20 protein-coding genes and 1 pseudogene are annotated in these 21914 nt (G+C 65.9%); 7 read left to right on the top strand and 14 right to left on the bottom strand.

The features are described 5' to 3' along the window. Positions 1-67 precede the first annotated feature (67 nt). Together AC1DVU_RS12480 and AC1DVU_RS12475 are read right to left on the bottom strand one after the other, a co-directional pair. A complete protein-coding gene (locus tag AC1DVU_RS12480; protein ID WP_476922760.1) occupies positions 68-2365 on the bottom strand; it encodes a N,N-dimethylformamidase beta subunit family domain-containing protein in 2298 nt (765 codons plus the stop codon). Beyond that, positions 2355-2738, bottom strand: coding sequence for a N,N-dimethylformamidase alpha subunit family protein (locus AC1DVU_RS12475; protein ID WP_476922759.1), 384 nt, complete (start codon positions 2736-2738; stop codon positions 2355-2357). Before AC1DVU_RS12475 ends, AC1DVU_RS12480 begins: the two co-directional genes overlap by 11 nt. 193 nt (positions 2739-2931) lie before the next feature. On the opposite strand from AC1DVU_RS12475, the gene AC1DVU_RS12470 reads away from it, so the two are divergent. Further along, on the top strand, positions 2932-4323 hold the full coding sequence (locus AC1DVU_RS12470; protein WP_476922758.1) for an APC family permease: 1392 nt from the start codon (positions 2932-2934) through the stop codon (positions 4321-4323). 65 nt (positions 4324-4388) lie between these two features. Here AC1DVU_RS12470 and AC1DVU_RS12465 read toward each other — a convergent pair whose 3' ends face one another. The 4 genes from AC1DVU_RS12465 to AC1DVU_RS12450 all read right to left on the bottom strand — a co-directional run bounded on the left by AC1DVU_RS12465 (position 4389) and on the right by AC1DVU_RS12450 (position 8587). After that, positions 4389-6341: a fatty acid desaturase gene (locus AC1DVU_RS12465; protein WP_476922757.1), complete on the bottom strand. Its 1953-nt coding sequence runs from the start codon at positions 6339-6341 to the stop codon at positions 4389-4391. A 147-nt stretch (positions 6342-6488) separates the two neighbouring features. After that, the gene (locus tag AC1DVU_RS12460; RefSeq protein ID WP_476922756.1) at positions 6489-7070 is read right to left on the bottom strand and encodes a hypothetical protein; all 582 of its coding nucleotides are present in this window, start codon (positions 7068-7070) and stop codon (positions 6489-6491) included. A gap of 162 nt (positions 7071-7232) precedes the next feature. Beyond that, positions 7233-7862: a CoA transferase subunit B gene (locus AC1DVU_RS12455; RefSeq protein ID WP_476922755.1), complete on the bottom strand. Its 630-nt coding sequence runs from the start codon at positions 7860-7862 to the stop codon at positions 7233-7235. Then, complete coding sequence (locus tag AC1DVU_RS12450; protein WP_476922754.1) at positions 7859-8587, bottom strand: CoA transferase subunit A; 729 nt, start codon at positions 8585-8587, stop codon at positions 7859-7861. The genes AC1DVU_RS12455 and AC1DVU_RS12450 overlap by 4 nt, the downstream gene beginning before the upstream one ends. A 112-nt stretch (positions 8588-8699) precedes the next feature. On the opposite strand from AC1DVU_RS12450, the gene AC1DVU_RS12445 reads away from it, so the two are divergent. Next, positions 8700-9491: an IclR family transcriptional regulator gene (locus AC1DVU_RS12445; RefSeq protein ID WP_476922753.1), complete on the top strand. Its 792-nt coding sequence runs from the start codon at positions 8700-8702 to the stop codon at positions 9489-9491. Here the strand turns inward: AC1DVU_RS12445 and AC1DVU_RS12440 are convergent. The 3 genes and pseudogenes from AC1DVU_RS12440 to AC1DVU_RS12430 form a co-directional block, all read right to left on the bottom strand. Then, positions 9488-10264, bottom strand: a complete 777-nt coding sequence (locus tag AC1DVU_RS12440) for a thermonuclease family protein (RefSeq protein ID WP_476922927.1) — start codon at positions 10262-10264, stop codon at positions 9488-9490. The genes AC1DVU_RS12445 and AC1DVU_RS12440 overlap by 4 nt on opposite strands. A 54-nt stretch (positions 10265-10318) precedes the next feature. Further along, positions 10319-10408 (bottom strand): annotated as a pseudogene (locus AC1DVU_RS12435) (DUF2510 domain-containing protein); the annotation flags it as partial. An 87-nt stretch (positions 10409-10495) separates the two neighbouring features. Next, positions 10496-11476 carry an aldo/keto reductase gene (locus tag AC1DVU_RS12430; protein WP_476922752.1) on the bottom strand — a complete coding sequence of 327 codons (981 nt, stop codon included), beginning with the start codon at positions 11474-11476 and terminating at the stop codon, positions 10496-10498. Positions 11477-11773: 297 nt separating this feature from the next. Here AC1DVU_RS12430 and AC1DVU_RS12425 point away from each other — a divergent pair, with 297 nt between their 5' ends. Further along, positions 11774-12313: an NAD(P)H-dependent oxidoreductase gene (locus AC1DVU_RS12425; protein ID WP_476922751.1), complete on the top strand. Its 540-nt coding sequence runs from the start codon at positions 11774-11776 to the stop codon at positions 12311-12313. A gap of 47 nt (positions 12314-12360) precedes the next feature. Here AC1DVU_RS12425 and AC1DVU_RS12420 read toward each other — a convergent pair whose 3' ends face one another. From AC1DVU_RS12420 to AC1DVU_RS12405, 4 genes are all read right to left on the bottom strand, one after another. Beyond that, positions 12361-13299, bottom strand: a complete 939-nt coding sequence (locus AC1DVU_RS12420; protein WP_476922750.1) for a helix-turn-helix transcriptional regulator — start codon at positions 13297-13299, stop codon at positions 12361-12363. 54 nt (positions 13300-13353) lie between these two features. Further along, the gene (locus AC1DVU_RS12415) at positions 13354-13794 is read right to left on the bottom strand and encodes an ester cyclase (RefSeq protein ID WP_476922749.1); all 441 of its coding nucleotides are present in this window, start codon (positions 13792-13794) and stop codon (positions 13354-13356) included. 89 nt (positions 13795-13883) lie between these two features. Then, the gene (locus tag AC1DVU_RS12410; RefSeq protein WP_476922748.1) at positions 13884-14837 is read right to left on the bottom strand and encodes a hypothetical protein; all 954 of its coding nucleotides are present in this window, start codon (positions 14835-14837) and stop codon (positions 13884-13886) included. Beyond that, positions 14830-15870, bottom strand: a complete 1041-nt coding sequence (locus tag AC1DVU_RS12405) for a LacI family DNA-binding transcriptional regulator (protein WP_476922747.1) — start codon at positions 15868-15870, stop codon at positions 14830-14832. The genes AC1DVU_RS12410 and AC1DVU_RS12405 overlap by 8 nt, the downstream gene beginning before the upstream one ends. A gap of 197 nt (positions 15871-16067) precedes the next feature. Here AC1DVU_RS12405 and AC1DVU_RS12400 point away from each other — a divergent pair, with 197 nt between their 5' ends. From AC1DVU_RS12400 to AC1DVU_RS12385, 4 genes are all read left to right on the top strand, one after another. Continuing rightward, on the top strand, positions 16068-17372 hold the full coding sequence (locus AC1DVU_RS12400; protein ID WP_476922746.1) for an ABC transporter substrate-binding protein: 1305 nt from the start codon (positions 16068-16070) through the stop codon (positions 17370-17372). Positions 17373-17463: 91 nt separating this feature from the next. Beyond that, entirely contained in the window at positions 17464-18444 is a 981-nt protein-coding gene (locus AC1DVU_RS12395) for a carbohydrate ABC transporter permease (RefSeq protein WP_476922745.1), read from the top strand. Next, positions 18441-19376, top strand: coding sequence for a carbohydrate ABC transporter permease (locus AC1DVU_RS12390; protein ID WP_476922744.1), 936 nt, complete (start codon positions 18441-18443; stop codon positions 19374-19376). Before AC1DVU_RS12395 ends, AC1DVU_RS12390 begins: the two co-directional genes overlap by 4 nt. Positions 19377-19473: 97 nt before the next feature. Next, the gene (locus AC1DVU_RS12385; RefSeq protein ID WP_476922743.1) at positions 19474-21588 is read left to right on the top strand and encodes an alpha-galactosidase; all 2115 of its coding nucleotides are present in this window, start codon (positions 19474-19476) and stop codon (positions 21586-21588) included. Here the strand turns inward: AC1DVU_RS12385 and AC1DVU_RS12380 are convergent. Then, a complete protein-coding gene (locus tag AC1DVU_RS12380) occupies positions 21554-21865 on the bottom strand; it encodes an NIPSNAP family protein (RefSeq protein WP_476922742.1) in 312 nt (103 codons plus the stop codon). The two genes, AC1DVU_RS12385 and AC1DVU_RS12380, sit on opposite strands and share 35 nt — an antisense overlap. Positions 21866-21914 lie beyond the last annotated feature (49 nt).

The raw sequence follows: 21914 nt of genomic DNA, 5'->3' as shown, positions 1-21914 counted from the left end.
CACCTCTGGGTCGCGATGAGAGAGCACCAACTCTACTCCCGGCCCGCTGATGCGTTGCGAAACGAGTTCAAACGACGTTGTCGATCGGTTCCTTGCGGAGAAAGCGGTGGAGGACGTTGCCGGTCATACGAGCCACGTTGTTCTCGTAGCTGTCGTGCGAGAGAGATCCCGAGAAGGCGATGGATCCAACGGAGAAGTACGCACCTCCGCCCTCGATGGGGCACAGGACGATATCTGCACGAACGCGCGGATTCTCGGTCCCGCCAAGCCCGGGCAACGTCTCGTACACCTCTTCCGCAGCGAGCAGATACCCGTCGGAGAAGGGGCCGGACGTCGCCAGGAGCAGCGCCCCGGGTGCTGTGCCCAGGGACGGGTCATAGCAGTCGATCTCGGCGCCCGCTGCCCCGCCGCCCATGATCCCGAAGCCGCCGATGAGTTCCTCGGACTCGATCCCGTCGAAAACGAAAGCCGCCATCGGGTCGTGGCTGTCCTGAAGGCGTTCATAGTGGGTGGAGCGATCGAATCCCTGCGCGGCGAAGCCGACTCCGACCAGCTTTTGCGGCGGCAGGCCCTTGTTGCGCCACAAGCCGGCCTTCTCGCCAGACGTCGTGTGGCGCGCGTCGCCAAATGGTGACTGGTGGGGACGGGTTCCGCCGTCTGCGCGCCTCAGCTCCATGACGTGCGGATGGTCGGGGTCGAAGGAGACGGTGGCGAAGAATCCGTTGCCTCCGAGGTACATCAGGCGGCCACCTGTCGCCAGGTATTTATCGATCGATTCGATCTCGGATCTGGTGACGTACTCAGGATGGGCGCCGGTGATGACGACCTCGTAGCCCTCGAGCAGCGAATAGCCCTCGCGGTCCAGGTCCTGGTCTGTGATGGCATCGAAGGGGACCGACTCGTGTTCCAGCCAGTGAGAGATGCAGAGGTCGGCAGGCAGGCCCCAGGCGCCGCCGTGCTGGAACCACGCGCGGTGAGTCGGCTGCATTGTGAGGATCGGACGACGAGAGCTTCCGAACACGACGCCGGAGCCGTCGTTGTGGATCTCGTAGCAGGACCGACCGAACTCGGGGTGGTCCTGAAGCGCCAGATCGAGAGCATCGACGATCGGGGTGTGGCTGACGATGATCTCAGCCTGGTCAGCCTCGAAGGCAATGCGATCGTTCGAGTACGCCAGGTAGGTCGCGGTGCTGAAGAGGACGGCCACGCGGTTCTTGCGCTCGGACGGCAGAACGAAGAACGGCATGTATTGCTCCGCTCCCGGAGCGCTGACCTTTGCCGCGTACACACCACTGGGGAGGCTGTCGGGGATCTCGAAGGAGAAAGAGGCCGGCCAGTCTGCATCGGTGATGTCGTCGTCGTGGAAGTGAATGGCGTCGTACTCGTCCGGCACCCGACGGAAGTCGGTCACGAAGCCCTGGAACAGCGGTCCCGTCACGCCTCGGGTGGGCGTATTGACGCACGTCCCGTGGAAGGCGTTGGAAGAGCGGTCGACCACGATGTCGAGCAGGAGGCCGTCGGCTCGCGGACTGACGCCGAAGTGCCAGGCGCCCAACGTTTTCTGATCGGACTCCGGTCCCAACCGATCGATCCGTACTCCGCCGATCTTGCCGTTGAACGTCTCGTGCGCGAGGAGACGGTTTCCCGCCCGGCGCGCAGAGGAGCCGATCCTGAGATCGCCGACTCGCGGTTCGAAATCGGTTGCGCTGCTTCTCGCGAAGTCGATGTCGAGTCCGGCAGTCGCTTCCGCGTTGCAGTTCATGATGTTGGCGATGGGGGAGGCGGACAGCGTGACGGCACCTCCCGCTGCGGAGGCCGTCACCTCGAGCAGGTACCACTGGTGGTCCTGCAGATGGTGATTCAGCTTGAGGGTCTGGAAGGCCCCATCCGTGAACCAGGAAAACGTCGGGATCCCGTCGTCGAGGGCCAGCGAGTAGCCCCCGATCTCACCAGCGGCCGTGGTGCTCAGGACCGTCTGGAGCTGGCTGTCGCTGACCATCGAGTTCTGAGAGACGTGGTAGGCGCCGAACTCCCCGGATCGTTCGCTGCGAGGCAGGGTGGGATAGACGTACGCCCGGATCGAGGTCTCGGTGCAGTCGGCGAGCTTGCCATCATGTTTGACCTCGACGTACGAACCGGGCTGGCAGGTCTGGACCTGCCCGACGTACTCGCCGTCGATCGAGCTGGGGACTGGTTCCTCGAGAAATCCCGGCCCGGCCGAGCCGGTGAATCCGTGGCGCAGACGTACGAGCTCGGCGCGGTATCGTTCGACGTTTTCGGCGCTGACGTGGAATGAGAGGGTCTCGCCGGCGCGGCCGGACAGCGTATTGCTGTAGCCGAAGAGGCCAGCAGTGTCAGTTCTCATGGGATGTTCCTTCCGTGCCGACCGGGTCGGCAAACTGTGCAGCGCGATTCGCGAAGATGACGCGCATGGCGTCCTCGTAGCTGTGGTGGTCGTCGGTATCGACGACCAGGTTGCCCGGGGCTCCTACGGTGACAACGCCGATCGCCCACGGCCCGTCGGGGCCCAGGGACAAGATGAGCTGCTTGCCGGTGATCGCCATGCTGCCCAGGGCGCGCCTGACTCGCGACGCCTTGTCGGTGTGCGGACCGAGAGGATTGCGGTGCAGCTCGTCGAGGACTTCGCTCGTCAGGTCAGCCCTGACTCGTGCGTTGAACCGGCGGTTGAACACCGTGTCCAGCTCGGCTACCCGCTCCGTGGTTGTGCGCTGCGCCATCATCTGACTCCTCTTGACCGATTCCTGTCACAGTAGGAATGTGAGGGGATGTGCACCATCGGTCGACATACGTAGTTCTCCGGCGGCGTAGACGCGATTACGCACATCTGCGTATGGGATTCGAGTGGGCCGAAATTTACGGTGATGGGAACTTCGGCTCCTTCGTGGGCCGCTTCTCAGAATCGAGCACACTATGTCCACCGAGCTAGGACGCGCAGCTGATGGGCCAGGCCACGAGGCCGAGGACACCCTTCACGCGCTTGGTTACGAACAAGAGCTCAAGCGATCGATGTCGCTGGCTGATGTCGTGATCTACGGCCTCATCTACATGGTTCCCCTCGCACCGGTCGCGGTCTTCGGGATCGTCTACAACTTCTCATCGGGCGCTGTCGTCCTGGTGTATGTGGTCGCGGCCATTGCGATGTTCTTCAGCGCGGTGAGCTACAGGGAAATGGCGACAGAGTTCCCCATCGCCGGCTCTGTCTACTCATACGTCCGCAACGGCATCGGCGACTTCGTCGGCTTCATCAGCGGCTGGGCGATTCTCCTGGACTACCTGTTGTTGCCCGCCCTGCTCTGTGTGTTCGCGGCGAGTGCCATGACAACACTGGTGGACGGCATACCTGGCGAGGTGTGGGTTGTCTTCTTCGTCCTTGCGTCCGTCACGATCAACATTCTCGGCATTGACTTCACTGCCAGGATGAACCGAATCTTTCTCTACATCCAGATGGTGACTCTGGCCGTGTTCATCGGGTGGTCCATCGTGGCGATCTCGCAAGGACAGGGCTCGTTCTCATTTGCGCCGATCTTCAACCCGGACGACTTCTCGTGGCACCTGATTTTCGGTGCGATCCCGATCGCTGCGCTCAGCTATGTCGGGTTCGACGGGATCGCCACCCTCAACGAGGAGGCGGTCGAAGGTGGCAAGACCACCGCGCGCGCAACGATGATCGTGCTCTGGGCCGTCACCGTGATGTTCGTCGTTCAGGTCTACTTCGCCGCGGCGTTCGTGCCGAAGGGCACGGAGTTCGCCGAGGGCGACGCTGTCAACAACGCGTTCTACAACATCACCGGTGACATCATGGCGGACTGGTTCAAGGTCGTCCTGACGTTGGTCGCGGCCATGATCGCGCTGTTCGCCAACACCGTCGCCTCGAACGGGATCTCGTCCCGTCTGCTCTTCAGCATGGCGCGTGACAAGCAGCTCCCGAAGTTCCTGTCGAAGGTCACGTCTCGGCAGGTGCCGACGAATGCAATGCTGTTCATTGCTGCCCTCTCGATCGTCATCGGAATTTTCGGTGTCGAGCACATCGCACTGCTGACCAGCCTGGTGACATTCGGTGCTCTGACGGCCTACGTCCTTCTGCACGTGAGTGTGCTGAGGCACTTCATCGTCCGCAACAAGTCTCGAAAGTACTTCGCGCACTTGGTGTCGCCGGTGATCGGAGGGGCTGTCTTGCTGTACGCCCTGTGGAACGCGAGCAGCAACGCGAAGACCGTCGGCCTCATCTGGCTCGCCGTCGGATGCGTCGTCGCACTCGGCCTCAAGATGAAGGGACGAGCGCTGGCTCAGTCGGACCTGTGAGCCCAGGCAGCTGACCGCCGCGCGCCATGCACGCGGCGGTCAGCTGACATTTCCAGGCCGCCGGACTACGCGTCGTAGTCGATCCGGAGCTCCTCGCTTACCGGGTGCGCCTGGCAGGTGAGGATGTATCCGGTTTCGATCTCCTCGTCGCTGAGCACGTGGTTCTGGTCCATGACGGCCCGGCCGAGCAGGACTTTGGCGCGGCAGGTGCCGCACGCGCCGCCGGCGCAGGAGTAGGGCGGGTCGATGCCTTGCTGCATCGCCGCGTCCAGGATGGTGTCGCCGGTCGATCGCAGGGCGAACGTCGTCTCCATCCCATCGACCGCGATGGTCACCTGGCTCTCCACGTCCAGCCCGACGGAGCTGATCGCGGGCTCCGTGTGGAACACCTCGGTCAAGACACGGGTCTCTCGCGAGCTCAGTGACGCCTCCATCGCGTCGACCAGGTCTTGCGGTCCGCAGAGGAACCAGGCGTCGATGGGATGCGGGACCAGTTCGTCAACGAGCTCGGGTGTGACGCGACCGCGCAATGGGGCGCCGGCTTCGCGCGACAGCACGTGGTGGACGGTCAGCCGGTCGCCCATGGCCCCCAGCTCTGGCCCGAACATCGTGGACTCCGACGTCTTGTTGCCGTACACGAGCGTGAAGGTGCTGTCCGGCTCGGCCTCGAGCGTGGTGGCGATGATCGACATGAGCGGCGTGATGCCGGAACCTGCGGCCACGGCGGCGTACGACCGGGAGGTGCTCGGATCGAGTGCGGTGTGGAAGCGCCCCGTCGGCGTCATGACGTCGAGGATGTCGCCGGCCTCGAGCTCGTGGTTCACGTACGTCGAGAAGACCCCGTCGGGCAGGTGCTTGACGGCGATCCGCAAGCTGCCGTCGGACACCGGTGCCACGATCGAGTAGCTGCGACGGACGTCCTGTCCGTCGATCATGGCGCGCAGGGTGATGTGCTGCCCCTGGACGTAGCGGTACTCGTGGGCGAGGTCGGCGGGGAAGTCGAACGTGATGGCACGGCTGTCGGCCGTGAGGCGCTCGACCGACTGGACCCGCAGCGGGTGAAAGACCGGCCGCTGCGCCGACGCGCGGTCAGGCGTCTGCGTCTGGCCGATGTCGTCCGTCAGTCGCCGCCAGGTGCGGTACTCCGCCGTCGTGAGTGACCGGCCGAAGACGGTCGAGATGGCGGCGTTGCGATCGAGGTATGCCTGCTCGTTGCGGCGCCACGCACGGACATACCGGTAGAACGGGACGCTGGGGTGGAGATGGTGGACCAAGTGGTAGTTCTGGTAGACGAACAGCGGCGTCGCCCACCACTCGCCACCCACGCGCACACGCGTGGCGCGGTACTTGTCCTGCCGCTGGGTGAACGGCAAGCCATGGTGTGGCAGGTAGTCGAACCACCACGCGAGGATGCCCATGCCAATGCGCTGCGGGATCAGGAAGGCGACCACCAGCTCGGCGCCATACCCAGCCACGACCAGCCCGGCGAATGCAGCCAGGACGCCCACGGCCGTCGCGACGGTACCGATGACCTCCCCGCGCGGTCGTTGCGAGATCCGGCGCACGTAGAAGACGAAGTACCAGCCCTCGATGGTCATCCACCGGAAGGGAAGCTGCCACCACGGCCCCTCACTCGTCCACGCGTCGGGATCGACGGACTTGGGCTCGTTGGTGTTGCGGTGGTGCTCGATGTGGATGAACTTGAGCAACCGGTACGACGCGTAGGGCGCGACGAACGGCACCGAGATGTAGCCGAAGGTGTTGTTCAGACGGGTGTCCGTGCTGATCGCGTGATGCGTTGATTCGTGCAGGACGCTGAACATCAAGAAGGTGACCGCGGCGCCGATCGGCACGGTGATCCACGGCGACCATCCGTCTGCCAGCGCGCCGTACATCTCCACCGCGAACAATCCCAGGGTCCCCACGTAGAGAGCGACGGTCGGCCAAGCGACGAGGGGGACGCGCTCGCCGGGGTCCGGTAGGCCAAGGACGGGTTGCTGCTGGGTGGTCGTCGCCACGGGAATCTCGCTCTCGTCGACTGCGTATAATCTGGTTATACTTGACATCTGCACGGTATATGTAAAGCAGTGACTCGGCAAGAGGTTCGCAGGAACGGAGTCCGGCCCTCGACAAGCGTCGAGGGCCGGGGCTTTCGATGAGGAGTGTCAGTCCTGTCCTTCCCCGCCGTGACCGCCGAGACCGCCGCCGAAGCCGCCGATGAGCTCGGCGTCGAACGCCTTCAGCACAGAGGTCTTGTCGGCCTCGGTCAGGGTGCCCGCCTTGACGGCGGCATCAAGCCGGGTCACCAAGTCGGCCCGCGCGTCCGTGCGATGCTCCTGGCGGTCAGCGTCTGCCTGCTTGTTCGCGACCGTCAGCGCGGCCTCGACCTTGGCCTCGGAGACTCCGAGCTCCTTCGCCAGAGCCTTGGCGAGTGCCGCCTGATGCGCGGTGCGCTCCGCCGCAGTCGGGGGAGCGGGCCTGCTGCCGTCCGTTGGCTTGTCGGGGCGGAGCTCGTCGCGTACGTCGTCCAACGCCTTCTGAACCGCGTCCTTCTTCAGACCCAGCTCCTCGGCGAGGACCTCGGCGATCTGGCCGCGGTCACCCCGGGGGCCGCCGGGGTGGGCTTGCGTGCTTGTCGGTGCGTCGGCCGTGCTCTCAGCTGAAGCCATCGCGATGCATCCGGCCGCCAGTCCTGCGCCTGCCACTGCGCCGGCGATGCCGAGGCGTGCAGCTGTTGATCTGTCCATGTCTGTTCCTCCTGGGTGCTGTTCTCTGACTCGACGGTCACTCGCAACCCTGTGGTGAGGCTGTGATCGCGCCCAGTTTTCGCTGCGTCCAGGAAACGGGAAGGCCCCCGACCAGTGGAGGAACTGGTCAGGGGCGTTGAGCCTAGACAGGGAAGCTGGTCGTCATGACCTGACGTCGGCGTCGGTGATCTGCTGCAGGGACTCAAGCGTCTCTCCCGGCGCGAGCTGTCGCAGCACCAGCCCGTCCGGCGTGACGTCCATGACCGCACGGTCGGTGATGATGCGGTCAACCACGCCGAGCCCGGTGAGGGGCAGCGTGCATGCGCTCACGATCTTGGGACTGCCATCCTTTGCGACGTGGTCGGTCAGCACGACAATGCGGCGCGTGCCGGCCACGAGGTCCATGGCTCCGCCCATTCCCTTGACGAGCGCTCCGGGCACAGCCCAGTTGGCGAGGTCACCGTTGGCCGCCACCTGCAACGCGCCGAGAACCGCGATGTCGACCTTCCCGCCGCGAATCATCGCGAAGGACTCGGCCGAGTCGAAGTAGCTGCCGCCTTCGTTGAGCGTGACGGTCTGCTTGCCGGCGTTGATGAGGTCGGCATCTTCGTCGCCCGCATAGGGGAACGGGCCCATCCCGAGCAGGCCGTTCTCCGACTGCAGCGTCACCGAGACGCCTTCGGGCACGTGGTTCGCCACGAGCGTCGGGATGCCGATGCCGAGGTTGACGTAGTCGCCGTCCTTCAGCTCGCGCGCTGCGATCGCTGCCATCTCGTCCCTGCTCCACGTCATGCCGGGGCTCCTTCGGTCTGGCGGGCACGAGTCGTGCGCTGCTCGATGGGCTTGTCCTGAGGTTTCGCCTGGACGACGCGAGAGACGTAGACACCCGGCGTGTTGACCCGCTCCGGGTCGACGGCGTCCACGAGATGTTCGACCTCGGCCACGGTCGTACGGCCTGACGTCGCGACGACCGGGTTGAAGTTCCGCGCCGCGAGCCTGTACGTCAGGTTGCCGTGGCGGTCGCCGGTGTGGGCGTGCACGAGGGAGAGGTCGGCGGCAATCGCGCGCTCCTGGACGTACGTGATGCCGTCGAACTCGGCAGTGGGCTTGCCCTCGGCGACCTGCGTGCCGACACCCGTACGGGTGTAGAAGGCGGGTATGCCGGCACCGCCTGCGCGCAACCTTTCGGCGAGCGTGCCCTGGGGGTTGAACTCGACGTCGAGCGTTCCCTCGAGGTACTGGCGGGCGAAGAGCTTGTTCTCGCCGACGTATGACGCGATGACCTTGCTCACCTGCTGGTTCTCCAGGAGCAGGCCGAGTCCAAGGCCGTCGACACCCATGTTGTTCGAGACGATCGTCAGGTCTGTCACGCCGGAGTCGCGTACCGCTTCGATCAGGTCGAACGGCACCCCGCACAGGCCGAATCCGCCGACAGCGATCGTCATGCCGTCGTGGAGGAGCCCGTCGAGGGACTCCGCGGTCGTGTACGCCGTCTCACCGTTCTGCTTGCCGTTCATTCGACGAACGCTCGCATGACGACGTTCTCAGGGTCAATGTGACGGGTCAGACTGCTCGCCGCGCGAACATTTGCTCACATGGTGTTCGGTGAGTGGACGCTATGGTGGAGGCGTGTCGAAGAGTACTCAAGGGCCCGAGGTCGTGTCGCGGGTCGGTGATCTGTTGCGAGGCGTGGCCGCGCATGAGCCCCACGGCGTGTCCACCACCGACGTGGCTCGCGACATCGCGATGGCCAGGCCCACGGCTCACCGCCTGCTCACCTCCTTGGCCCGGGAGGGCCTGGTCGATCGTGACAACGGGACGGGCGCATGGCACCTGGGCCCGGAGCTCTATCTCCTCGGCGCGACGGCATCGCCGCGCTACGACGTCAGGGACCCCGCCCGTGAGGTCGTCCACGACCTGGCGGCGGGCACCGGCGAGAGTGCGTTCTTCTCCGCCCGGCGGGGCGACGAGACCGTGTGCCTGCTGCGGGAGGACGGGAGCTTTCCGTTGCGCTCGCACGTCCTGCACGAAGGCATCCGATTCCCCCTCGGGGTCGCGTCCGCAGGGCTCGTGATCCTGGCGCACCTCCCGGAGCGTGAGCAGGAGGCCTACCTGGCGAGGGCCGATCTCACATCGACGTGGGGAGAGCTTCACAGCGCGGACGGCCTCCGAGACCGGGTCGCGGAGACGCGTCGGGTTGGCTACGCGACCAACCCCGGGCTGATCGTCGAGGGCAGCTGGGGCATGGCCGCTGCGGTGTTCGACGCCACCGGCACACCGGCGTGGGCGTTGAGCCTCACGGGTGTCGAGTCACGGTTCCGTGAGGATCGCCGCCCTGAGCTCGGTCGCCTTCTGCTCGATCAGGCGCATCGCCTGACGCGAAGTCTGCAGGCCTCCGGCCCGCAGCGGACAGACCGCTAGTCGCAGCCGATCCCATCGCCGTCCCGATCCAAGCGGTATGGATCGTTTCYTGTGACGGTGACCGAGTGGCCGATCTCTCCGCAGTCGAGATCGGCGACGACGGGGAGACACGGGTCGTAACCGGTCATGCAATTGGCAGCAGGCTTCGGAGCCTTGGGCTTGCTGACGAGCGGGACTGGTGCCACGACCTTCTTGCAATCGGCGGCGGCGGCTGACGCGAGCGCGTCATCGAGGCGCCCCGCCAGGTCTGGGTTCTCGTGCCTGAACTCGTCGAGATATCGGTCGTCTCCGAGCCCGCTCTTCGCGAGCGCCACATTGAGCGACTTGCCGGTCTTGTCGAACACTTCGGCGACGCTGCGCCCGTAGCTGTCGGTCGCGTAGGCATCGACCGCAAATCCGTCCTCGAGGAACCGACGCGTGAACGCAGTTGCCTCGGCGCCGCATTGCTCGTTTCGTTCCGGCGTGTTGATGAGGCCGAGCCGATACTCCGTGCCATCTGATGCCTCCCAGGAATCGCCGTCCTTCTGATCCGTGATGAAGAGCAGCGGCGTGGGCGGGTCTGTTGGTTCAGCGGTGGCCGTCGGTTCGCTGGATGCCTCAACTGGATCCGCCTTGTGAGCTGACAGGCCGGGCGAATCATCGGTGGGTTCCGGAGTCGTGGCATTTCCGATCGCGCCGATGCCGAGCAAGAGCGCGACGACGACGACCAACCAAAATTGCCACCTACGAGCCCATGGCTTCTTGGTCATGGCTTGCACGACCGGCGTGGCCATGACCGGACTGATGGATTCCCCTCGCTCACGCGCATCCGTGTAGTTGCTGGCGGTATGCCCGGTCCACGCCTGGCCGTCCCAGTAGCGCATCTCTCCCTGTGCATCCAGATACCAACCGGCGACGGCGCTTGGGGTCTCGGTCATCCGACGATCGTGACACGGTCAGACTGCCGATATCGCTGAATCGTCGAGTTGCTGTCCGGGGCTCGGCCGCATGCGCCGGTGCTCTCGTCAGGCGTCGATCGAGGCCATGTTGGTCTCGTTGTGGCGCTCGCCGGCGGCCGGTTCGAGCTCGTCGAGCCGCTTCACCTGCTCAGGGGTGAGCCGGATGCTGTCGGCGGCGGTGTTCTCCTCGACGCGGGAGACCCGACGCGTGCCGGGGATCGGCGCGATGTCGTCGCCTCGGGTGAGGATCCAGGCGAGGGCGGTCTGAGCCGGGGTGGCGGCGATCTCGGCGCCGATGGCCCTGACTTCATCGACGATGCGGAGGTTGCGCTGAAAGTTCTCGTCGCTGAACCGCGGGTTGCTCTTGCGCCAGTCGTCGTCGGGGAAGTCGTCGACGCTCCGGATCTGCCCGGTCAGCAGACCGTGGCCGAGCGGCGAGTAAGGGACGAACCCGATGCCCAGCTCGCGCAGGAGGGGGAGGATCTCGTCTTCGACGTCCCGGGTCCACAGAGAGTACTCGGTCTGGAGAGCGCTCACCGGCTGCACGGCGTGCGCACGCCGGATGGTGGCAGGTCCGGCTTCGGAGAGTCCGAAGTGGAGGACCTTGCCTTCCCCAATGAGGTCGGCAACGGCTCCTGCGGTCTCTTCGATGGGTGTGTTCTGGTCGACCCGGTGCTGGTAGTAGAGGTCGATGTGGTCCGTGCCGAGCCGCTTCAGGGAGCCCTCGACGGCGGTCTTCACGTTCGCGGCGCTGCTGTCGATGACGCCCGGTCCGCCGCCTGCGTGGGAGATGAGGCCGAACTTCGTGGCGATCTTGACCTCGTCGCGGCGGCCCTTGATCGCCTCACCGACGATCTCTTCGCTGAGGTACGGGCCGTAGATCTCTGCCGTGTCGATGTGCGTGACGCCCAGCTCGAGAGCGCGCTGAATCGTACGGATCGACTCTCCGTGGTCGAGAGCCCCCTCCGACGTGTAGACGCCGGCCATCGTCATGGCGCCAAGGCCGATACGAGAAACGGCGAGTGCTCCGAGTTGTGCATCCTTCATGCCTGCTCCTTCATCGCGTGGGGGTTCGATTCCACTGAAACAGGAGCCGGACGACGCAGGGAGTCCTGCTCGTTGGGGTCACCGTCAGTGGCTCCCTCAACAGGGACTCCCGCGCCCGCGGGACAACTGGTTCTGTTGTCGGTGCCCCGCCCAAGGGCGCGTGAACTGGGGGCAGCCTGGCGTACGCCGCGTCATCGCCTGAGCAGGACGCAACCGAAGAGGACGGCGTCGCCGTGCCTTCGGACCTGCATGCCCTCAACCAATCTCACCCATCACCCACCACTGAAAAGGCTTCTCATGCCCAAGGTTCTCCTCATCGTCGGTCACCCTGATCTCTCCCAGTCGAAGGCCAACGCGGCACTCGTCGACGCGGTCCGCGACCTGGCCCACGTCACCGTGCACGACCTCTACGCGACCTACCCGGACTTCCAGATCGATGTCGCCGCCGAGCAGGCGCTGCTGGCCGAGCACGACGTGATCGTCTTCCAGCACCCGGTGTTCTGGTACAACACCACCCCGCTGTTCAAGAAGTGGCAGGACGAGGTCTTCACCCTGGGCTGGGCATTCACGGTCGACCGCTCGTCGTCGCAGCTGTCCGGCAAGAAGGCGATCGTCGCCGTCACCGCCGGCGTACCCGCCGAGCACTACACCCTCGAGGGCCCGAACCAGGCCTCGCTCGAGAGCCTCCTCAGCAACTGGGAAGCAACCCTGCGGCTGTGCCAGTTCGACATCCAGCCGATGGTCACGTTGTACGGAACCGCGTTCGGTATCTCCGACGAGGACCTGGCCCTGGCCGCCAAGCAGCACCACGAGCTGCTCGCTTCGTACGCCGCCTGACCTGACCAGCTGACAGCGGCCGCCATCGACGATGGCGGCCGCTGTGGCTATGTGGACTGTGAGTCGGGACTGTCCACCTGGGCAGGCCGCGCAGCGCTGGTGTCGCTTGCAGCCCAGCTGGCGAGCAGCGCCAAGGCGTCCTGCGAGGCCGAGTCAGGCTCCGCGGTGTACGCGACAAAGCCTGAGCTGGTGTCGATCCCGAGGGGGAGCGTGTCATACGTGAGCTCAAGGTCTCCCACGACTGGATGGTGGAACCGCTTGACGCCGGCTGAGTGGACGCGAACGTCGTGCGCGGCCCAGCGGACGCGAAAATCGTCACTGCGCGTGGAGAGCTGCCCGACCAGGTCAGAGACGTCACGGTCATGGGGGTCTCGTCCAGCCTCGGCCCGCAAGATGGCGACCGTGTCGTTGGCAACGGTGTCCCAGTCGCGGAAGAGCGCCTTGGCGTCGGGACTGAAGAACACGAAGAGCGCTGTGTTCGGGACGCCTGGCTGATCGGCGAAGACGGGTGAGAAGAGCGCGCGTCCGAGGGTGTTGGAAGCGAGGATGTCGAGACGACCGCTCATCACCATGGCGGGCGTGTTGTGCATCGAGTCCAGGACCCGCTGGATGCTGGGCCGCACCTGCTTCGGCACAGCGGACTTCCGTCGCCGCGCCCGGCGAGGTGTGTTCGCCGTCCGGAGGAGGTCGAGCAGGTGAGTGCGCTCGGTGTCGTTGAGCTGCAGGGCGTGAGTGACACCATCGATGATGCTGTCGGAGATGCCAGTGGCGTCACCCCGCTCGAGGCGGATGTAGTACTGCGGCGAGACGCCGGCGAGCACCGCGACCTCTTCTCGCCGCAGGCCAGCTACGCGCCGACGGTCCCCGCCGTACGCGGGGAGCCCGGCCTGCTCCGGTGTGATCCGAGCGCGGCGGGTGGAGAGGAACTCGCGGATCTGCGCGCGGACCTCATCCCGAGCATCGAGGGGTGGTTCGTTCGCTGCCATCTCAACAGCGTACGAGTCCCCGAGGGACGCCGGGAGTCACTGAGAGTGACCCTCTCAGGCCCCCGCTGGCTGATCGGGCGCAGGGACCACGCCGAGCTGCTGCATCAGCGACAGCGAGTCGACCTCGCCCCAGTGCTCGGTGAGCAAGCCGTCGGTCACGCGGTAGACCGAGGTCGCCGTGACATCCATGGCACCACCGTTCGCCGGGATCGGGCCCATGTCCTCGGCGAACTGACCCTGGGCGCGAATGCGCGTCACCACCAGATCCCCCTCGGCCACCTGGTCGAGCACCTCATGCGTCCCGGGGGTGGATCGCCAGAACACCTCGAAGGCGACCTTGAGCCCGTCTCTGCCGGGCGGCAGGCCCGGGATCGGAGGCGGGTCGTGGTCGACGAAGTCGGGGGAGACCAGCTCGTCCATCGCCTCGAGGTTGCCGGCGTCAAGCTCGGCGTAGAAGCGTTTCACCAGTGCTTTGTTGTCTGCCAGCGTGTCCACCGGGATCACCACTCTCTGGGCTTCCCACTATGTGCGCCCGACGAGAGTCTGACCAGCGTCCACCCGAGCTCGTCAGCTCACGTCGAGCCTCAGCCACTCGACGCGGAGGCCGGCTGACTCTCGACGAGGCGCAACCCGGACCCATCCGAGAGCCACTCGACAGGCAACGGGTCGGTGACTCCGCCGAGGAACTCTCCGGTGCTGTCGAGATTGCGGAATGCCAGGAACCGGCTTGACCCGTCGCGGAGGGTGATCAGCTTGCCGACGTAGAGCTCCTCGTCGGTGACCCGCGTGGCGAGGTCCAGGTTGACCGGGGCTCCCGGCCCGTCGACCGGTACGGCCCACACGCCGCCGGCACCCGGCGGGTCATGCGGCATGTGCTCGGYCAGGCACGAGAACAGCATCACCCAGCGTCCGTCGAGCTGGTGCAGCCTGATCACCTCGGCCCAGGCGAAGCGCTCGCTCGGGGCACTGAGTGGCGGCTTCACCGTCCACGCCTGCAGATCGTCGGAGACCGCGTGCGCCACGACGGCCTGGGTGGTCCCGGCGGCTCGCGCCGTCGCGTAGAGGTGCCAGGTGCCGGACTCGTCACGGCAGACCCACGGGTCGCGCCAGTGGGTCTCGTCGGCGCCGTTGTCCCGGGTCGCGTACCACCGGCCGTCGGCTTCGACGAGCGGGCGCGGGTCACGCTGCCAGGCCATCAGGTCTGTCGACGTCGAGACGCCGATCCGCTGGACCATGCCTCCCTCAGTGCCCGACAGTCCGGTCGTGAACATCCGCCAGGTGCCGTCGTCGGCCCGCACCACACAACCCGTCCAGGTCGCCAGGTCGTCGAAGGCCGGAGCCGGCTGGGGATCGAGTGCATCCGCGACCCGGGTCCAGGAGGTGAGGTCGGCCGACACGGCATGGCCCACCGACGCGCTGCGGTGGCGCAGCTCGGGGTCGCCCAGTGATCGCGGTGCCTTGAGGAAGAACAAGTGGTACGACGCGCCGTCGTCGGCCACCCAGAAGTCCCACACCCAGTCGTCGGCCAGGTCAAACATGAGGCTGCTCTTTCGTCGGAGGGAAGGCCAGGACCGAACCGCCTGGCATCAACGGCATCGGGAGCCGGACCACTCCCGGGGCGAAGTCGCCGGGATCGAGCAGTGCGTGCACCGCCTGCGTCCCGAGCTCGAGGAATGGCAGGGCCACCGAGATCACCTGAGGTCGCAGCCAGGTGGCCAGCTCGGAGCCGTCGAACGACACCACCGAGACGTCATTCGGAACGTCGAGGCCATGCTCGGCCAACGCCTCGTAGACGCCCATCGCTACACGGTCGTTGAGGCAGATGAGACCACCCGGTCTGGCCCCCGTGGACAACCACGCGTGCGTGGCTTCGTACGCTGCCGCCACGTCCCACGGACACGGCACGACACCCGCCACGGCACGACCCACATCCGCGAGGCGGTCGTTGATGCCGGCGAGTCGCTCGGGCCCCGCGAACGTGTCTGGAGGGATCTCGCCCACCACGTGGATGTCGCCGGTCACGCCGGCGTCCAGCAGGACGCCCGCGGCGGTGTGTCCGCCGCCGAACTCGTCGGGCACGAATGCCGGCAGGGGGGAGTGCGGGTCGAAGCAGTTGAGGAGGACCGTGCGGGTCCCGGCCAGCTTTTCCGGCACCTGGATCTCGAGGCCGGTCCGCGTGACGTAGACGATGCCGTCGACCTGCCGGTCGATCATCTCCTCGATCAGCATCCGTTCGACCTCGGCATCGCCGCCGGTCTCCCCGATCACCAGCAGGTGATCGCGCTGCAGTGCCGCCTCTGAGGCGCCCGCGAGCATCTGGCTGGAGAAGTGTCCGCTCGCGACGAAGTCCGAGATCACACCGACGGTGCTGGTCTTGGCCGTGCGGAGGTTCTGGGCACTGCGGTTGGGGCGGTAGCCGAGGTCGAGAACGGCTTGGCGTACGCGCTGCTCGGTCGTCTCGGAGATCCTCATCTCCGCCGAACGGCCGGTGAGGACATATGAGGCTGTCGTCGCGGAGACGCCGGCGCGGGTCGCGACGTCGCTCAGCTTGACCTTGCTGCGAGGAGACACACCCACCACCTTTCCCGAGAGACGACCTCGACGGGTCAATTCTGCGCCTTCGGAATTGTTTTCCTTGACAGTGACGCAGGACACAGACATGATCATGCTGATTCGATTCAGCATGTGTACCACAAAACGCATCGAGTCCGTCCGCCAGACATAGCGCTACCCAGAAATAGCGCGACAACCGCGAGGAGATCCCCAAGATGCGAACCCACGTGCGAGGACGCACAGCCCTGTTGACGTGCCTGGTGCTCGGCGCCACGGGCCTCTCCGCCTGTGGTGGCGGAGGCGACAGCAAGGCCGACAGCACCACCGTCACCATCTGGTCGAGCATTGACCAGCCGGTCCAGGACGGCTTGAAGAAGTCGCTGGTGGCGAAGCTGTCCGCGGACGGCTCCGACATCAAGATCAACTGGCAGAAGGTCGAGAACATCAACCAGCTGATCGTCACGAAGATCCAGGCCGGCGACACACCCGACATCGCACTCGTGCCGCAGCCAGGTGTCGTCCAGCAGATGAACAAGCTCGGCGCGATCAAGCCGCTCGACGAGACGCTCGACATGACCACGCTGAAGGCGAGCATGGTGCCGGGCTCACTCGACGCGGGCACCGTCGACGGCAAGCTCATGGGCCTGCTCGTCAGCGCCAACGTCAAGGGCCTGGTCTTCTACCCGAAGAAGGCTTTCGACGCGGCGGGCTACAAGGCGCCCACCGACATCGCCGGACTCGAGCAGCTGACCGAACAGATCAAGTCCGACGGCGGAACGCCGTGGTGCATGGGCATCGAGTCGGACACCGCCACCGGCTGGCCGGCCACCGACTGGTTCGAGACGTTGATGATGAAGTACCACGGCGTTGAGGGCTACAACAAGTGGGTCAAGCACGACATCCTGTTCGACTCGGACGAGGTCAAGCAGGCCGCAGACGAGTTCTCCAAGCTGCTCTTCACCGAGGGCAACACGCTCGGCGGCCAGAAGGCGATCGCCAGCACCAACTTCGGCACCGCCGGCAACCCGATGTTCGACGCGAAGGGCCCGAAGTGCTGGCTCTACAACCAGGGCTCGTTCATCACGGGCTTCTTCCCGAAGGCGGTGGCAGCGGATCTTGACGCCAACGTCGGCCTCTTCGGATTCCCGGCGGCGACGGCCGGCGGCGACAACCCGGTCGAGGGCGGCGGTGACATGTTGACGATGTTGAACGACAGCGACAACGTGAAGACGGTCGTCAAGGCCCTGGCCACGACCGACATCGGCAACGATGCAGCGGAGGGCAGCTCGTTCATCTCACCGCACAAGGACTTCGACGTCTCGCACTACCCCAACGCGATCACGAAGCAGGTCGCCGCGGTGGCGTACGACGCCACAGCCTTCCTGTTCGACGGCTCTGACCAGATGCCGGCCGAGGTCGGAACGGGGTCGTTCTGGAAGGAGCTGACCGCGTGGACCAGTGGCCAGGAGGACATTGACAAGGCCCTGAAGAACATCGACCAGAGCTGGCCGAGCAAGTAGTTCGGCATCTCCACGCTCGGGGCGCGGGCGGCCGTCGCCCGCGCCCCGACCCTCACCCTTACGACAAAGCTGATGTGAAAGAGGCCGGCCCATGGGATTCAAAGCACTGAGCGCCCTGCTCACCGTGATCGCAGGAGTCGGTGGAGCCGTGGTCCTCTTCTGGCTCCTCAACAAGCTCGCCGAGCTGCTGCCAGACAAGCTGGAGCACCGGGTCAAGCCGTATCTGTTCATCCTTCCGGCGTTCCTGGCGATCGTCGTGTACCTGGTCTATCCGGCGATCCTCACGATCAACAACAGCTTCAAGGACAATCTCTCCCTCAAGTACGTGGGCTTCCGCAACTACACGGATCTCTTCAGCTCCCATGAGTTCATCCAGACGCTCATCAACACGCTGCTGTGGATCATCATCGTGCCGACGGCGACAGTGATCGTCGGGCTCATGGTCGCGGTCCTCTCGGACCGGCTGAGGCCGGGGAGCGAGAAGCTGACCAAGACGATCATCTTCCTGCCGGTGGCGATCAGCAGCATCGGTGCAGCAACCATCTGGCGCTTCATCTACGCCGCCGAACCTGCGGGCCAGCCGCAGATCGGTCTCCAGAACGCCCTCATCGGTGTCTTCGACTGGGGCCCCGTCGCGTGGCTGCAGCAGACGGATTTCCACTTCAACAGCCTGCTCCTGATGCTGATCCTCATGTGGGCCCAGGTGGGCTTTGCCATGGTCCTGCTCTCTGCCGCGGTCAAGGGCGTCCCAGCCGACACGGTGGAAGCAGCTCGCATCGACGGCGCCAGCGAGCGGCAGATCTTCGTACGGATTGTCGTGCCGCAGATCAAGGGCACGCTCATCACGGTCTTCATCACCGTGACGATCGGTGTGATGAAGGTGTTCGACATCGTCTACGTCAACACCAACGGTGACTTCAACACCAACGTGTTGGGCAACCTCTTCTACAACAACATCAGCACCTTCCTCAACTACGGCGCCGCCTCGGCCATCGTCGTGATCCTCATGATCGCCGTCATACCGGTCATGTGGTACCAGGTTCGTCACTTCAAGGCCGAGGAGGCAGCATGACCGTCACGACCAAGACACCAGCAAAGCCAGTAGTCCCGTCAAGGGCGGGTCAGCGAAGGCTCAGCAAGGCGGCGAAGTTCGACCCCAACCCGTCCAAGGCCGGTTGGGCGACCAAGATCGTCCTGATCGTGCTCTGCGCCGCGTGGATCGTGCCACTGCTCGGCACGTTCGTCACGTCGTTCAGATCGCTGGATGACGTCAACAACAGCGGCTGGTGGACGGTCTTCACGCACCCGTCGACCCTCACCAGCCTCACGTTGGACAACTACGACAAGGCACTCACGGGCAACGCCCACATGGGGCGGGCCTTCATCAACAGCCTTGCCATCTCCCTGCCGGCGACGATCATCCCGATCCTGATCGCAGCCTTCGCGGCGTACGCCTTCACGTTCATGGAGTTCAAGGGCCGAGATGTCCTGTTCCTGACCGTCGTGAGCCTGCTGGTCGTGCCCAACTACGTCGCGTTCGTGCCGATCCTGAAGCTCTACCGCGAGCTCGGGCTGAACGGCACGTTCGCGTCCGTCTGGTTGGCGCACATCGGCTTCGGCATGTCCTTGGCGATCTACATCCTGCGCAACTACATGGCGACCTTGCCACGGTCGGTGATCGAGTCAGCGAAGATCGACGGCGCCAGCCACTACCAGACGTTCTTCCGGCTGATCCTGCCCATGTCCGTGCCGGCTCTCGCGTCGTTCGCCATCTTCCAGTTCCTATGGGTATGGAACGACCTGCTGGTCGCGCTGGTGTTCATCGGGCCGGGCGACAATGAACCGGTCACCGTGGGCCTGACCCACCTCAAGACCCAGCTCGGGCAGGGCTGGGAGCTCACGACGGCAGGTGGATTCATCACGATGATCCTGCCGATCCTGGTGTTCCTCGGCCTGCAGCGGTTCTTCATTCGCGGGCTGACGGCCGGCGCCGTCAAGGGCTGAGCACAGCCACCCTCGACGAGTGCCCGGACTGCCTTGGCGGTCCGGGCACTCTCACCCATCCATCACAGGAGTCAGCTTCCCCATGCTCTTCCCACCCATGACCCGGACCGGACCCTGCACCCGGATCGAGCTCGCCACCCGGGACGACGGTTTCCCCGTGGTGTTCTGGACCGGTCTGCACGGCGGTGATGACGCCTCTGGCAACGTGTTCCCCCTTCTGCCGAACGGGCCGGGTATGCCGCTGCTCGGTGAGCACGCACACCGCCTCTACACGCGGCCGCATCTTCGCGGTCATCGCCTGGTGGCTGGTGCCGATGGCGTGGCGACCGGGCAGGGATGGTCGACGCGGTTCGTCCAGGACTCCCTCGACATGAGCGACACCCGGCTCACCATGACAGCGTCTGATGCCGATGCCGGGCTGACGCTCCTGGCCGAGTTCGAGTCAGTGGCCGGGGGAGCGCTGCGCGGTCGCTACACCGTCAGCAACACCGCCCCTGGGTCCTACCTGGTGACAGGGCTCGAGGTCGTTCTTCCGCTCGCCGACAACCACGTCGAGGCGCTCGACTTCACCGGCCGCCACGAGCGTGAGCGCACGCCCCAACGCCACAGCGTCACCGACGGGCTATGGCTGCGCGAGAGTCGCGGCGGCCGGCCGGGGCTCGGCGCCGCGACGATGGTCGTGCTCGGGACTCCGCACTTCTCACCGACCCAGGGGGAGTTGCTGGGCGTCCACGTTGCCTGGAGCGGCGACTCGACACTGCGGGTCGAGCGGGACGCCGCCACCGCCGCCACGATCGGCGGCGGTGAGCTCCTGCAGCCGGGCGAGGTGTGCCTGGAGCAGGGCGAGAGCTATGCGACCCCGTGGGTGTTCTTCGCGGCCGCCGACGACGGGCTCGACGGGCTGGCCGCGGTCTGGCACGCGTACCAACGCTCCCTCGACGCCCATCCGGGCACGCAACCCGTCGTGCTCAACGTGTGGGAGGCGGTGTACTTCGACCACGACCTGGATCGCCTCCGGGGCATCGCCGACCGTGCCGCCCGCGTCGGCGTCGAGCGTTTCGTCCTCGACGACGGTTGGTTCCGCCACCGCCGCGACGACACGGCCGGGCTGGGGGACTGGTGGGTCGACGAGGAGGTGTGGCCCGACGGCCTCACGCCGTTGGTGGACCACGTGCGCGGCCTGGGGCTCGAGTTCGGGCTCTGGTTCGAGCCGGAGATGGTCAATCCTGACTCCGACCTCTACCGAAGCCATCCCGACTGGATCCTGTCGAGTGGTCGGCGAGTTCCCCTTCTGCAGCGCCACCAGCTCGTGCTGGACCTGTCCCGTCCGGAGGTGCGCGAGTACCTCTTCGAGCGGGTGAACGCCATCCTTTCCGCGCATCCGGTCGACTACGTCAAGTGGGACCACAACCGCGATCTACTGGAGGCCGGAACGGCCCGCCGGGCCGGTGCGCCCGCCGTGCACGAACAGACCGTCGGCTTCTACTGCTTGCTCGACGCGCTGCGGGCTGCGCACCCCAACATCGCCTGGGAGTCATGTGCCTCCGGAGGCGGGCGGGTGGACCTCGGGGTGCTGGAGCGCGTCCAGCGGGTGTGGGCCTCTGACATGACCGACGCGTTGGCTCGCCAGCAGATCCAGCGCTGGACCACGCAGCTCCTGGCACCGGAGTACGTCGGGGCGCACGTCTCCTCGCCCACGTCGCACACCACGGGCCGGACGCTGCCCCTGGATTTCCGCGCCGCGACCGCGCTGTTCGGGTCCTTCGGGATCGAGTGGGACCTGATGACCGCCGGCGACGAGGAGCTCGACCGGCTCGCTGACTGGGTGGCTCGCTACCGTCGCTTCCGGGGCCTGCTGCACTCGGGGCGGGTCGTCCGCCCGGACTCGTCGGACCCTGCCGTGCAGCTGCACGGCGTGGTGGCTGCCGATCGCGGGGAGGCGCTGGTCGCACACGTGCAGCTTGACGAGTCAGCGCACAACCGAGGGGTGGCAGTGCGCGTACCAGGCCTCGATCCCGTGGCGACGTATCGACTGACCTGGGAGGGGCCGATGGAACCCTCGCCCGTGAGCGCGTCCTCGCCGCTGGCTCTCGATGGCCCGACCGAGGGGCGCGAGGTGACCGGGCAGTCGCTGGCCACGCAAGGCTTCTGGATGCCGAGGCGGCGCCCGGAGACGGTCACCTTGGTGCACCTGGAGTCGCGGCGGCGTTGACCATGTCCAAGGTCGCACTCGCCACGAAGTCGGAGGGGTCGGGGTTGAGGGAGAGTCGTTCGGGCAGATCGTGGTATCTCTGCTCCGCTGCCTCGAACCCGTCAGCGCCGGCATAGCCGACCACCCACACGAATCGGTCGTGCGGACGATCGACCCACGCACCGACGATCTCGAAGCCCGCCTGCTCTCGTAGCGGCACGATGCCCCGCTCCCAGCCGGCGATCCAGTCGTCCAGGTGACCGGGCTTGATCCGATAGTCCCGCAGCTGAAGCTCCATGGTTCTGAGTATCCGCGCCAAACGGCGGTGTTGCAGGGGCCGGCGGTTG

Source organism: Aeromicrobium sp. P2_G6 (assembly GCF_056403535.1).
The sequence above is the reverse complement of the archived record's forward strand: the minus strand, read 5'-3'. Positions and strand labels throughout refer to the sequence as shown.